Source organism: Nitrospirillum amazonense (genome assembly GCF_007828045.1).
In the GTDB taxonomy this organism is placed as follows: domain Bacteria; phylum Pseudomonadota; class Alphaproteobacteria; order Azospirillales; family Azospirillaceae; genus Nitrospirillum; species Nitrospirillum amazonense_C.
Genome location: NZ_VITN01000020.1, coordinates 15,761 through 28,673, shown reverse-complemented (window position 1 = coordinate 28,673; position 12,913 = coordinate 15,761). Strand labels below are relative to the sequence as shown.

Here is a 12,913-nt window from a genome sequence, read left to right as displayed (position 1 = left end):
GCCGAAATGAGGAAGACGCGATGATCAGCCGCCGTGACACGCTACGGGGCCTGGTGGGCGGCGCCCTGGCCGGGGCCTTCCCGGCAGGGCGTGCCCGTGCCGTCAGCCTTGCCAGCCGGCGTCCGCCCCCGGCGCGCCGCAAGGTGTCCAGCCCGGCGGTGGAGCGTGAGCTGGCGCGGGTGAAAGCCGCCATCGCGGACCCAGAGCTGGCTTGGCTGTTCGAGAACTGCTTCCCCAACACCCTGGACACGACGGTGGAACTGGGGCGGTTGGACGGCAAGGCCGACAGCTTCGTCATCACCGGCGACATCGAATGCCTGTGGCTGCGCGACAGTTCCGCCCAGGTCTGGCCCTACCTGCCGTTGGCCAGGAACGATGCCGTGCTGCGCCAGGTGTTCCAGGGTCTGATCCATCGTCAGGCGCGCTGCATCCTGATCGACCCCTACGCCAACGCCTTCCTGCGGGATCCCAAGGGCACCACGCCCAACAAGTGGGCGGTGGGCGACCTGACGGACATGAAGCCCGGCGTGGCGGAGCGGAAGTGGGAGATCGACAGCCTGTGCTATCCCATCCGCCTGGCCCACGGCTATTGGCGGGCCACCGGCGATCTGGCGCCGTTCGATGAGGAATGGCGGGCGGCGATGCGCCTGGTGGTGGCCACCTTGCGCCAGCAACAGCGCAAGGATGGTCCCGGCCCCTATCGCTTCCAGCGCAAGGCGGAAACGCCGACGGAGACATTGGCGCTGGACGGCTACGGCTTCCCCACCCGCAAGGTAGGCCTGATCCACGCCATGTTCCGCCCGTCGGATGACGCCTGCCTCTACGCCTTCAACATCCCCGGCAACCTGTTCGCGGTCACCGCCGTGCGCCAGCTGGCGCCGCTGTGGCGGGCGGCGGGCGGGGAGGAGGCGTTGGCCCAGGACGCGCTGGCCCTGGCGGCGGAGGTGGAGACGGCGGTGCGGGCCCATGGTCGCATGACAGACGCGGCCGGCCAGGACATCTGGGCCTATGAGGCCGATGGCTTCGGCAACCGCCTGTTCATGGACGATGCCAACGTGCCCAGCCTGCTGGGCCTGCCCTACCTGGGCTGCTGTGCCACCGACGACCCCCTGTACCGCCGCACCCGGGCACGGGTGTGGAGCGACGACAACCCCTATTTCTTCCGGGGCAAGGCGGCCGAGGGCATCGGCGGCCCGCATGAAGGCCTGCGCATGATCTGGCCCATGGCCATCATCGTGCGTGCCCTGACCAGCGACGACGACGCCGAAATCCGCCAGTGCCTGGGCTGGCTGAAGACGACGCATGCCGGCACCGGCTTCATGCACGAGGCGTTCGACCAGGACGATCCCACCCATTTCACCCGATCCTGGTTCGCCTGGGCCAACACCCTGTTCGGCGAATTGATGATCGACCTGCTGGCCCGCAAGCCGGCGCTGTTGCGCACGCCCATATGAACCGGACCGCCATGATCCCCCGCAGAACCTTCCTGGCCGGCGCCGCCGGTCTCACCGCCGGCGCCATGGCCCCCTTCACCGCCGCGCGGGCCGGCACCAGCCGCTTCACCACCGCGGGCGACCACTTCCTGTTGGATGGCCAGCCCTTGCAGATCCTGGCCGGCGAGCTGCACTACCCCCGCATCGCCCGCGCGGACTGGCGTGACCGCCTGCGCAAGCTGAAGAGCCTGGGGCTGAACACGCTCAGCGCCTATGTCTTCTGGAACGCCCATGAAAAGGCGCCGGGGCGGTACGACTTCACCGGCAACCTGGATCTGTCCGCCTGGCTTACCCTGGCGCAGGAAGAGGGCCTGCATGTCCTGCTGCGCGTCGGGCCCTACGCCTGCGCGGAATGGGACGGCGGCGCGCTGCCGGCCTGGGTTTTCGCGGACGAGAGCGTCAAGGCCCGGTCGCTGGACACCACCTATATGGACCTGTCCGGCCGCTGGCTGAAGCGCCTGGGCCAGGAGGTCGCCCATCTGGAGATCGACAAGGGCGGGCCGGTCCTGGTGACCCAGGTGGAGAATGAATACGGCTCCTACGGGGGGGACCGGGCCTATATGGAGGCCGTGCGCGACCAGATCCGATCGGCGGGCTTCGACGGCGCGCTGTACACGGTCGACGGCGCGTCGGTCATTGAGAAGGGCGCCCTGCCGTCGCTGATCAACGGCATCAATTTCGGCACCACGGACAAGGCGGAGGAAGAGTTCAAGCGCTACGCCGCGTTCAAGCCGTCCGGTCCGCGCATCTGCACCGAACTCTGGGGCGGATGGTTCGATCATTTCGGCGAGGTGCATTCCGCGATGCCGGCGCCGCCCTTGCTGGACAGCCTTAAATGGATGCTGGACCACCAGATCTCGGTCAGCTTCTACATGGCGCATGGCGGCACGTCGTTCGGGTTCGACGCCGGCGCCAACTTCGACCGCAAGACCGAAACCTATCAGCCCGACATCTCCAGCTACGATTATGACGCCCTGTTCGATGAGGCCGGGCGCCCCACGCCGAAGTTCAGCGCCGTGCTGGAGGTGATGAAGCGCTATCTGCCGGCGGAGCGGTTCGCCCCCCTGCCGGCGCCGCAAAAGGCCCTGGAGATCCCCCGCTTCCGGCTGACCGAGACGGCGGCCGTCACGCCCCTGTTGGGCAAGCCGGTGGTGGCGCCGGCCCCCCGGACACTGGAATCGCTGGGCCAGAGCCATGGCCTCATGCGCTATCGCCACCGGTTCGCCAAGGCCGCCAAAGGCACTCTGCGCATTGGCGAGGTCCGCGATTACGCCGTGGTGTCGGTCAACGGGCGCCGCGTGGGGGTGCTGGACCGGCGCCTGAACGAACGCGAAATCGCCCTGTCCGCCCGGGCGGGGGACAGCCTTGAGATCCTGATCGACACCATGGGGCACGTCAATTATGGCGAGCGCATCGGTCGGGACCAGAAGGGCCTTATCGGCGGGGTGACGTTGGACGGCCAGCCCTTGCAGGGCTGGACCCATGAGGGGCTGCCACTGGACGACCTTGGCGGCCTGGCGTTCCAGGCCGGCATGGGCGACGGCCCTGCCTTCCACCGCGGCATGTTCGAGGTCAAGGAGGCCGGCTACACCTTCCTCGACATGCGTGGCTGGGGCAAAGGCTATGCCTGGGTCAATGGCCACAACCTCGGCCGCCATTGGTCGGTCGGGCCGCAACGCACCCTGTTCGTGCCGGAAAGCTTTCTCAAGGTCGGGATGAACGAGGTCGTCGTTTTCGACCTTCATCCGGTCCAGGCCGCCAGCCTGGCTGGCGGCCACGCGCAGATTTGGGATCTGCCGGGGCAGGTCAAGGAATAGGTATCCACACAATCGGCCCGCGGTCCTCAGTGAAGGCCGGCGGCGCCGTGGGCGTCCCGCCAAAAGGCGAGCCAAGAGGCGAGAGGACGCGATGGGGAAGGAGAAGATCATGCTGACACGTCGGACGTTGCTGGGGGGCACCGCCGGCCTGGCCTTGCTGGGTGGAAGTGGGCTGCCGCTGGCAGCGGCCCGGGCGGGGGAAGGGGAAGACCTTACCCGTTGGGTCGATCCCTTCATCGGCACCGGTGGTCATGGCCACACCTATCCCGGCGCCACCGTACCCTTCGGCATGGTGCAGCTGAGCCCGGACACGGACAACGGCCGCTGGGACTCTTGCTCCGGCTATCACCAGGACGACCGCACCCTGATGGGCTTTTCCCATACCCATCTCAGCGGCACGGGCGTGGGCGACATGCTGGACGTGCTGGTGGTGCCCAGGGTCGGCCCCGTAGTGCTGCAGCCCGGCAGCCTGGAGAAGCCCGAGGGCGGCTATCGCGCCCCCTTCGACCATACCGATGAACAGGCCACCCCCGGCTATTACCGCGTGCGGCTGAAGGATAGCGGCATCACGGCAGAACTGACGGCTACGGCGCGCGCCGGCCTGCACCGCTATACCTTTCCGCAAGGAAAGGACGGGGCTCATCTGCTGATCGACTTCCACCATGGCATGCAGGACAAGCACGGCGTGCCCACGCGGGTGACCGACGCCAGCCTGAGGCTGGTGGGCAACGACACTCTGGTGGGCGGCCGGCGGGTGCATCAGTGGGCGGATGGGCGCCACATCTACTTCGCCCTGAAGCTGTCGCGGCCCTTCACCACGGCCCAGCTCTATTCCGACGACCAGCCGGTGGCGGGCGGCCAGGCGGCCGGCACCAACCTCAAATGCGCGCTGCACTATCCCGACGCCGCCCAGGCGCCCCTGCTGGTCAAGGTCGGCCTGTCCGCCGTGGACGAGGCGGGCGCGCTGCGCAACCTGCAGGCCGACATTCCCGGCTGGGATTTCGAGCGGGTTCGCGGGGCAGCGCGCGACGCCTGGCAGGCGGAGCTGTCCCGCATCCGTATCGACGCGGACAGCGACACCGACCGCCGCATCTTCTATACCGCCCTGTATCACGCCCTGCTGGCGCCCACGCTGTTCAGTGACGGCGACGGGCGTTATCGCGGCATGGACGACGCCGTCCACCAGATGCCGGCGGGGCGCCACACCTATTCCACCTATTCGCTGTGGGACACCTATCGCGCCCTGCACCCCCTGTTCACCCTGGTACAGCCGGATCGCGTGCCCGACCTGGTGGACGGGCTGGTGCGCATGGCGGTGGAAAGCCCGGCCGGCCCGCCCGTCTGGCCGCTGCAGGGGCGGGAGACGGGCTGCATGATCGGCTGGCATTCCGCCGTCGTGTTGGCGGAGGCGCAGGCCAAAGGCTTCAAGGGCATCGACTACAAGGCCGCCTGGCCGGTGTTCCGCAAGCGGGCGTTCGAGGACACGACCCTGGGCATGGGGGAGTACCGCCGCCTGGGCTACATCCCCAGCGACACGGTGGACGAGGCGGTCAGCCGCACGCTGGAATACGCCTACGACGATTGGGCCATGGCCCATCTGGCGGCGGGGGCCGGCGCCCGCGACGACGCCCGCGCCCTGGCCGAACGCTCCCGCAACTGCCGCCATGTCTTCGACCCGGCGCTGACCTTCGTGCGCGCCCGCGACAGCACCGGCAAGTGGATCGAGCCGTTCGATCCCCGCGCCATGGGCCACATGAAGAAGTGGCGGGATTTCACGGAGAGCAACGCTTGGCAGGCCACCTTCCTGAACCAGCATGACCTCTACGGCTATATGGAGATGTTCGGTGGGGCCGGCGCGTTCGAGCGCAAGCTGGATGAGTTGTTCACCACCAGTTCGGAGATGCCGGCGGACGCGCCGCCGGACATTGCGGGGCTGGTCGGCCAATACGCCCACGGCAATGAGCCCAGCCATCACGTGGCCTATCTCTACGCCTATGCCGGCGCCCCTCATAAGACCCAGGCGCGGGTGCGCATGCTGTTGCGCACCATGCACCAGGACCGGCCGGACGGGTTGGCGGGCAATGAGGATTGCGGCCAGATGAGCGCCTGGTACCTGATGAGCGCCCTGGGTCTCTATGCCGTCGATCCCGTCACCCCCATCTACGTCTTCGGCTCGCCCCTGTTCCGGCGGGCGGAGCTGGCGGTGGGCCAGGATCGCCGGCTGGTGGTGGAGGCGCCGGGCAATGGGCCCGACAGCCCCTACATCCAATCCGTTTCCTGGAATGGCGCGGCCTATACCAAGAGCTGGATCAGCCATGCCAGCCTGGCGGCGGGCGGGCGGCTAACTTTCCAGATGGGGCCCAAGCCCAACCCCCGCTTCGGTGCGGATCCCGCCGATCGGCCGCCGTCCTTCGCACCGGTGAAGGTGTGACTATCACAAGAAAGACAATGATGAACCGTCATGTCCTGATGTTGGACCTGAAGTCCGACCCCGCCCTGATCGAGCGTTATCGCCAGTGGCACGGGCCGGGGAAGGTGCCGCCAGCCGTGGTGCGCGCCATCCGCCAGGCCGGCATCCTGGAGATGGAAATCCATCTTTGTGGCGACCGGCTGGCGATGATCGTGGAGGTGGCGGATGACTACGACCCCGAGGCCAAGGCCGAGGCAGACGCCGCCGACGTTGACGTCCAGGCTTGGGAGGCGCTGATGGATACCTTTCAGCGCCCCTTGCCCTGGGCCAAGCTGGGGGAGAAATGGGTGCCGGCGGAGCGTATCTTCAGCCTGGCCGAGCAGTAAGCACCCAACCCTTACTTCATCGTCGGCATCACGAACTCGGCACCCGCGCGAATGCCGGTGGGCCAGCGGGTGGTGATGGTCTTCAGCCGGGTGTAGAAGCGGATGCCCTCGGGCCCATGCATGTGGTGGTCACCGAACAGCGACTGCTTCCAGCCGCCAAAGGAATGGAAGGCCATGGGCACGGGGATGGGCACGTTGATGCCCACCATGCCCACCTGGATCTGATGGGCGAACTCGCGGGCGGCGTCGCCATCGCGGGTGAAGATGGCGGTGCCGTTGCCATAGGGGTGGTCGTTGATCAGTTGGGCCGCCTGGTCGTAGCTGTCTGCCCGCACCACCGACAGGACAGGGCCGAAGATCTCCTCCCGGTAGATACTCATGTCTGGGGTCACGTGGTCGAACAACGTGCCGCCCAGGAAATGGCCGTTCTCGTAGCCCTGAAGGCGGATGTCGCGGCCGTCCACCACCAGTTTGGCGCCCTCGCGCACGCCGGCGTCGATATATCCCAGCACCTTGTCCAGATGCTGGCGGGTGACGAGGGGGCCCATTTCCGACTGCGGGTCGGTGCCTGGCCCCACCTTCAGGGTGCGCAGCCGGTCGGCCAGGCGGCCCACCAGGGCGTCGGCCGTGACCTGGCCCACGGGCACGGCGACGGAAATGGCCATGCACCGCTCACCCGCCGAACCGTAGGCGGCCCCCATCAACGCGTCCACCGCCTGGTCCAGGTCGGCGTCGGGCAGGATCACCATGTGGTTCTTGGCCCCGCCCAGGGCCTGGCAGCGCTTGCCGTGGCGCGCGGCCGTCTCATAGATGTACTGGGCGATGGGGGTGGAGCCGACGAAGCTGATGGCCTGCACTTGGGGGGCGGTGAGCAGCGCATCGACCGCGATCTTGTCCCCGTTCACCACGTTGAAGACGCCGGCGGGCAGGCCCGCCTCCTCCAGCCAGCGGGCGATGACCAGGGCGGCCGACGGGTCCCGCTCCGACGGTTTCAGGACGAAGGTATTGCCGGCCGCCAGCGCCACCGGGAACATCCACATGGGCACCATGGCCGGGAAGTTGAACGGGGTGATGCCGGCGACCACGCCCAGGGGCTGGCGCAGGGAATGGCTGTCCACCCGCGTGCCCACATTCTCCGTCACCTCGCCCTTCAGCAGGGTGGGGGCGGCCGTGGCGAACTCCACCACCTCCATGCCCCGCTGGATTTCGCCCAGCGCGTCGGAATGCACTTTGCCGTGTTCCGACACGATGATGGCGGCCAGTTCGTCCGCCCGCTCCTCCAGGATGCGCAGGAAGCGGTTCAGGATACGGGCGCGGCGCAGGGGCGGGGTGGCGGCCCAGGCGGGGAAGGCGGCCGATGCCGCCGCCACGGCCGCAGCCACCTCATCGACGGAGGCGAGATCGACGCGGGCCGTCTCCTCACCCGTGGCCGGGTTGTAGACGGGCGCGGTGCGGCCGGACCGGCCAGCCTGAGGGCGGCCCGCGATGTGATGGGGGATGGACTTGGTCATGACTCTGGTTCCTCCGCCGGATTTTATCCCCTCGCTTATCCGGCTTGCAGAACTGCGCATCAACGCGCAATGTCGCGGCTTTGTTGTGCGGATTTTATGGCCTGGATGTGCCGATGGAATGGGATCAGGTCCGCGTCTTCCTGGCCGTCGCCCGTGCCGGACAAATCCTGGGGGCTGGTCAGCGCCTGGGCCTGAACCACGCCACGGTGGCCCGGCACCTGACGGCGCTGGAAACATCCCTGGGCGTGCTGCTGGTGGAGCGGCGGCCCCAGGGCTGCACCCTGACGCCGGCGGGCGAGACGCTGATGGCGGCGGCCGAGCGCATGGAATCCGAGTTGCTGCAGGCGGGGTCCATCCTGTCCGGCAGCGCCGACCGGCTGACCGGCACGGTGCGGGTGGGCGCGCCGGACGGCATCGGCACCTATTTCCTGGCGCGGGAACTGGGTGCCCTGGCGGAACGGCATCCCGGCCTGACCATTCAGCTGGTGCCCCTGCCGCGCACCTTCTCCCTCTCCCGGCGCGAGGCGGACCTGGTCATCACCCTGGAACAGCCGGACCACGGCCGGCTGATGGTGCGCAAGCTGACGGACTATTCCTTGAGCCTTTACGCCAGCCAGAGGCATCTGGACCGCCATGGCCCCCTGGGCACGACGGCGGATCTGGCCGGGCGGCTGTTCGTCACCCATGTGGAGGACTTCGCCTACAGCCGGGCCCTTGATTACGCCGGGGAGGTCGGCCGCCACACCGACCGCCATTACGAATGCGGCAGCGTCGTCGCGCAGATCGAGGCGGTGCGGTCCGGCCATGGCATCGGCGTGCTGCACGACTATGCGGCGGCGGGATTTCCGGAACTGGTGCGGGTTCTGCCGGACATCCGCTTCACCCGCACCTATTGGCTGCTCAGCCATCCGGACAGCCACCACACCCGGCGCATCGCCGCCGTGCGCGAGCACATCGCCGACCGCATCGCCGCCGCGCGCGGCATGATGGGGTGACGACATAGAACGGGCAGAAAACCACGCTAGGGAGATAAACCAGGAACGGGTACGCTGTGATCTGTTCCTATTGCGCAGTTTCCCGTCTGTTCTACCGAGCCGGACAATATGGTCACTCCCGTGCAGTTCCCCGCGCAGGGTCGCGCAGGGTGTTGCATAAACCAATTGCCTTTCATGCCGATTCTGCAATAGGATTTTGAAAGCGCTTTCGCCAAGCGGACCGGTGCTGTTTGGCAGGCTTTCAAAAACATTCGTTTGTGTAATCGAGGAGAAGACCATGAACCTCGCGGTGGATGCGGACACGGAGCGGTCTGCCGTCCGGCTGGCCAGGCTGCGCGGGGTTTCGGTGGAACAGGCGGTGGGCGCTGCGGTGCGAGCCGAATTGGCCCGTGCAGAACGGACGAGCGGCGACACGCTGACGCCGGTACAACGGGCCAAGGTCGAACAGACCATGGCGATGGTCGCCGGTCTACCGCGTCTGACGGGCGGCGGCGATGACCCATCGGCGTTCCTGTATGACGAACACGGCTTGCCTCGCTGAGCCCCCAGCAGAGCCATGGTCATCGACACCTCGGCGATTATCGCCATCCTGAATGCTGAGCCCGAAGCGCGCACCTTCGTCGCCAAGATGGCGGCCGCGAGCGTCTGCCGGCTCTCCGCCGCCACCTTCATCGAAGCCGGCCTGATCACGCGGCGCGACCCGACCGGCGCATGCCGGCGGGCGCTGGATCAGTTGATCTTGGACTACGCGATCCGTATTGAGCCCGTCAGCGAACGGCAGGCGCGGATCGCGCTGGAGGCCCTCGACCGGTTCGGCAAGGGAACCGGCCACCCCGCCAGCCTGAACTACGGCGACGGGTTCTCCTACGCCTTGGCGATGGATACCGGCGAGCCCTTGCTGTTCAAGGGGAATGATTTCCCCGCGACGGACGTGGAGGCGGCATGCTGATCGGCTACGCCCGGGTTTCCAAGGGCGACGACCAGAGTGACGCCCTCCAGCTGCGGGCGCTCAAGGAGGCTGGCTGCGACCGGATCTTCACCGAGGCGATGTCTGGTGGACGTTGGGACCGCCCGGAGCTTCACCGGCTCATCGACCAGTTGCGTCCCGGCGATGTGGTGATGGTGTGGAAACTTGATCGGCTGTCCCGGTCATTGAAAGACCTTCTGCACCTGATCGACCGCATCACCCGCGCCGAGGCGGGGTTCCGCAGCTTGACCGAGGCGATCGAGACGACCAGCCCCGCCGGCCGGATGCTGATGCACATGATCGGCTCCTTCGCGGAGTTCGAGCGCGCCATGATCCAGGAACGCACAACCGCCGGTCTGGCCAGTGCCCGGGCGGAAGGACGCATCGGCGGCCGGCGAAAAAAACTCGATGCCGCCAAGCGGCGTGAGATTGCCGAGAGCGTGCTGTCCGGCCGTAAAACCGGTGCCGAGATGGCCAGGGTCTATGACGTCAGCCCCCCGACCGTGTCGCGCATCGTCGCGGAATACCAGACGGCGTTGACGGCGGGCGGCTCATAGCGGACCACTCCCGGGGTGTGACGATCCCTTCAGGACCACCGCCATGCTCCGTCGCCGTGCTCTCACCGATGCCCAGATCGAAGTGCTGCTGGCGCTACCAACGGCGGAGCCTGATCTGATCCGCCATTACACCTGAGCCCCGCCGACCTGGCTATCATCTTCCGGCGCCGGCGTCCTCACAACCAGCTCGGGTTCGCCATCCAGCTTTGCGCCCTGCGCTTTCCAGGGCGCTTGCTTCGGCCCGGTGAGATGGTGCCGCGAGAAGTTCTGGTCTTCATCGCCGACCAGCTCGACCTTTCGCCTGACGTCCTGTCCGAGTATGCGATCCGGTCCCAAACCCGCTACGATCAACTTGAAGCCCTCTATGCCGTTTATGGGTTCCGGACCTTCACCCAGCCCGATCAGCGCGAGATGGCCAAGTGGCTGCTGCCGGTGGCCCTGGCCACCACCAGCGGCGTAGCTCTTTGCGCATCTCCGGTCCCTTTCGATCAATCCGGCGCTCGCCGATGGCGTCCACGCCGACCGGTTACGAGCCTTGGTTCGGGAAGGTACCTTTCGGCGCAACACCTCAAGGCATTGGCACCCACGCGGCGCCGGGCCATTCTCGTGGTGACGGTGCTGGAAGCGATCACCCGACTCACCGACGATACCGTAGGCATGTTCGACCGTCTGATCGGTGGGCTTTTCCGGCGAGCCGAGCGGCGGGCGGCCGAAGCGCTGCAGGTCAACGCGCGCGTCATCAATGAGAAACTGCGGTTGCTGGCCAAGCTGGGCGAAGCCTTGCTTGAAGCCAAGGCCACCGGTGCCGTGGTCCCTTGGGACCGGTTCGTCGCGGCCACAGAGGAAGCGAAGGCGCTGTCGCATGACGATGGCCCCGACTACGCCCCCCTGGCAACATCAAGCCATGCCCTGCTACGCCGCGTTGGCCCTCTGTTCCTGGACAGTTTCGAATTCCAGGGGATCGCGGGTGCGAGCGGCTTGCTACGCGCACTCGACATCATGCGCGTATTCTATGCCGGTTCGCGCCGGACCCTGCCCAAGGATCTGCCCACCGGCTTCATTCGCCGCGGCTGGCGAGCGGCAGTGCTGCGCGGTGATGTCATTGATGCCGCAGCTTATGAATTGTGCCTCTTCGCCGAACTGCGCGACCGGCTGAGGGCGGGCGATGTGTGGGTGCTGGGCAGCCGACAGTACCGGGCCGTGGAAGATCAACTGGTTCCCAAGACCCTGTTCGCCACCATGAAGGTGGCGGGCCCGCTTCCCGTGGCTGTTCCCGGCGACGCCATGGCCTATTTGCAGGAGCGGCGTATCCGGTTGGACGAACGCCTGCGGGACGTGAACGAACGCGCCGGCCGCCAGTCGCTCACGGATGTGCGGATCAGCGGGTCATCCCTTAAAATCACGCCGCTCCAGGCGATGACGCCCGAGGCGGCCGAGCATTGGGCAGACCGTGTCCAATCGTTGATGCCGCGAGTCCGTATCACCGAATTGCTGGCGGAAGTCGCACACTGGACCGGGTTGGCGGACTGCTTCACGCACATCCGAACCGGCATGCCGGCGCCGGACCAACGGGTCATCCTGACGGCGGCGCTGGCGGATGCCACTAACCTGGGCCTTACCCGCATGGCGGAAGCATGCGACGTGGCCAGCTACCGCCAACTCACCTGGATCGCCGGTTGGCACCTGAATGAGGAGGGCTACGGTCGCGCGCTTGCCCGCATCGTCGTCGCGCAACAGGCGCATCCCCTGTCAGCGCGCTTCGGCGACGCCGCCGTGTCCAGTTCCGACGGCCAGCACTTCCTCTTGGGAGGCCAAGCCGAGGTGGTGGGCGCCGTCAACCCGCACAAGGGTTCCGGCCTGGCCATCTCCTTCTATACCTGGGTATCCGGCCGCTATGCGCCCTTCCACACCAAGGTGATCTCAGTGTCGGAGGGGGGAGGCCGCCCATGTCATCGACGGGCTGCTCTATCATGGCGGCGCCGTCGACATCGCCGTCCACCACACCGACGGCGGGGGCGAGTCGGACCATGTGTTCGCCCTCTGCCACCTGCTGGGTTTCCGGTTCGCTCCGCGCAACCCCAATCTGGCCGACCGGCGGCTCCACACCTTTGGTCCCGCGGCGACTTGGCCGGCGCTGGAGCCCTTCATTGCCGGAAGGATCGACGAAGCGCTGATCACAACGTATTGGGACGACCTATTGCGCCTGGCTACCTCCGTTCGGCTGGGCACGGTGCCGGCGTCCTCGATGCTGCGCCGGCTCGGCTCCTATCCCCGCCAGAACGGTCTCGCCCTGGCGCTACGTGAAGTCGGCCGCATCGAGCGCACTTTGTTCACCCTCGACTGGCTGGATGACCCGGCGCTACGCCGACAAGCGACAGCGGAGTTGAACAAGGGAGAGTCCCGAAATGCCCTGGCCCGCGCCGTGTGCTTCCATCGCCTCGGCCGGTTGCGTGACCGGACCCTCGAAAGCCAGCAGCATCGCGCCTGCGGCCTCAACCTGGTCGTCGCCGCCATCATCCTGTGGAACACCGTCTACATGGAGCGAGCCATCCAGCGCCTGCGCACCGGCGGTGAAGACATACCCGATGATTTGTTGCCCTACCTGGCGCCCCTCGGCTGGCAACACATCAATCTCACCGGCGACTACATCTGGACCGAGGCGCCACACCTCGACAATGATGGGTTCCGTCTGCTCAAGGGGCCTGTCGAAGCCATAGCGGCATGATGTTCTCCATTTGTCCGCTTAGCGTGGTTTTCTGCCCGTTCTATGTTGTCAC

Annotated in this window: 9 protein-coding genes and 1 pseudogene; 9 read left to right on the top strand and 1 reads right to left on the bottom strand. The window is 67.1% G+C overall.

Annotated features, from left to right (window positions below):
• Nucleotides 1-20: 20 nt before the first annotated feature.
• The 4 genes from FBZ89_RS23895 (at nt 21) to FBZ89_RS23880 (ending at nt 6,106) form a co-directional block, all read left to right on the top strand.
• The gene (locus FBZ89_RS23895) at nt 21-1,454 is read left to right on the top strand and encodes a glycoside hydrolase family 125 protein (RefSeq protein WP_186457540.1); all 1,434 of its coding nucleotides are present in this window, start codon (nt 21-23) and stop codon (nt 1,452-1,454) included.
• Between the two features lie 11 nt (nt 1,455-1,465).
• Nucleotides 1,466-3,310: a glycoside hydrolase family 35 protein gene (locus tag FBZ89_RS23890; RefSeq protein WP_186457539.1), complete on the top strand. Its 1,845-nt coding sequence runs from the start codon at nt 1,466-1,468 to the stop codon at nt 3,308-3,310.
• Nucleotides 3,311-3,419: 109 nt separating this feature from the next.
• Entirely contained in the window at nt 3,420-5,741 is a 2,322-nt protein-coding gene (locus FBZ89_RS23885) for a GH92 family glycosyl hydrolase (RefSeq protein WP_145752832.1), read from the top strand.
• A 17-nt stretch (nt 5,742-5,758) separates the two neighbouring features.
• Nucleotides 5,759-6,106, top strand: coding sequence for an L-rhamnose mutarotase (locus FBZ89_RS23880; protein WP_211115339.1), 348 nt, complete (start codon nt 5,759-5,761; stop codon nt 6,104-6,106).
• A gap of 11 nt (nt 6,107-6,117) precedes the next feature.
• Here the strand turns inward: FBZ89_RS23880 and FBZ89_RS23875 are convergent, their stop codons facing one another.
• On the bottom strand, nt 6,118-7,617 hold the full coding sequence (locus FBZ89_RS23875; protein ID WP_145752830.1) for a CoA-acylating methylmalonate-semialdehyde dehydrogenase: 1,500 nt from the start codon (nt 7,615-7,617) through the stop codon (nt 6,118-6,120).
• Nucleotides 7,618-7,730: 113 nt separating this feature from the next.
• Between FBZ89_RS23875 and FBZ89_RS23870 the strand changes: the two genes are divergently transcribed.
• The 5 genes and pseudogenes from FBZ89_RS23870 (at nt 7,731) to FBZ89_RS23850 (ending at nt 12,861) form a co-directional block, all read left to right on the top strand.
• Nucleotides 7,731-8,612 (top strand): LysR family transcriptional regulator, encoded by an 882-nt coding sequence (locus FBZ89_RS23870; RefSeq protein ID WP_145752829.1) that lies wholly within the window; start codon nt 7,731-7,733, stop codon nt 8,610-8,612.
• Between the two features lie 277 nt (nt 8,613-8,889).
• Nucleotides 8,890-9,153 carry a type II toxin-antitoxin system VapB family antitoxin gene (locus tag FBZ89_RS23865; RefSeq protein ID WP_145752827.1) on the top strand — a complete coding sequence of 88 codons (264 nt, stop codon included), beginning with the start codon at nt 8,890-8,892 and terminating at the stop codon, nt 9,151-9,153.
• Between the two features lie 15 nt (nt 9,154-9,168).
• On the top strand, nt 9,169-9,561 hold the full coding sequence (locus FBZ89_RS23860) for a type II toxin-antitoxin system VapC family toxin (RefSeq protein ID WP_145752825.1): 393 nt from the start codon (nt 9,169-9,171) through the stop codon (nt 9,559-9,561).
• Nucleotides 9,555-10,136 carry a recombinase family protein gene (locus tag FBZ89_RS23855; RefSeq protein WP_145752823.1) on the top strand — a complete coding sequence of 194 codons (582 nt, stop codon included), beginning with the start codon at nt 9,555-9,557 and terminating at the stop codon, nt 10,134-10,136. Before FBZ89_RS23860 ends, FBZ89_RS23855 begins: the two co-directional genes overlap by 7 nt.
• Nucleotides 10,137-10,179: 43 nt before the next feature.
• Nucleotides 10,180-12,861 (top strand): annotated as a pseudogene (locus FBZ89_RS23850) (Tn3 family transposase).
• The last annotated feature ends 52 nt before the right edge of the window (nt 12,862-12,913 follow it).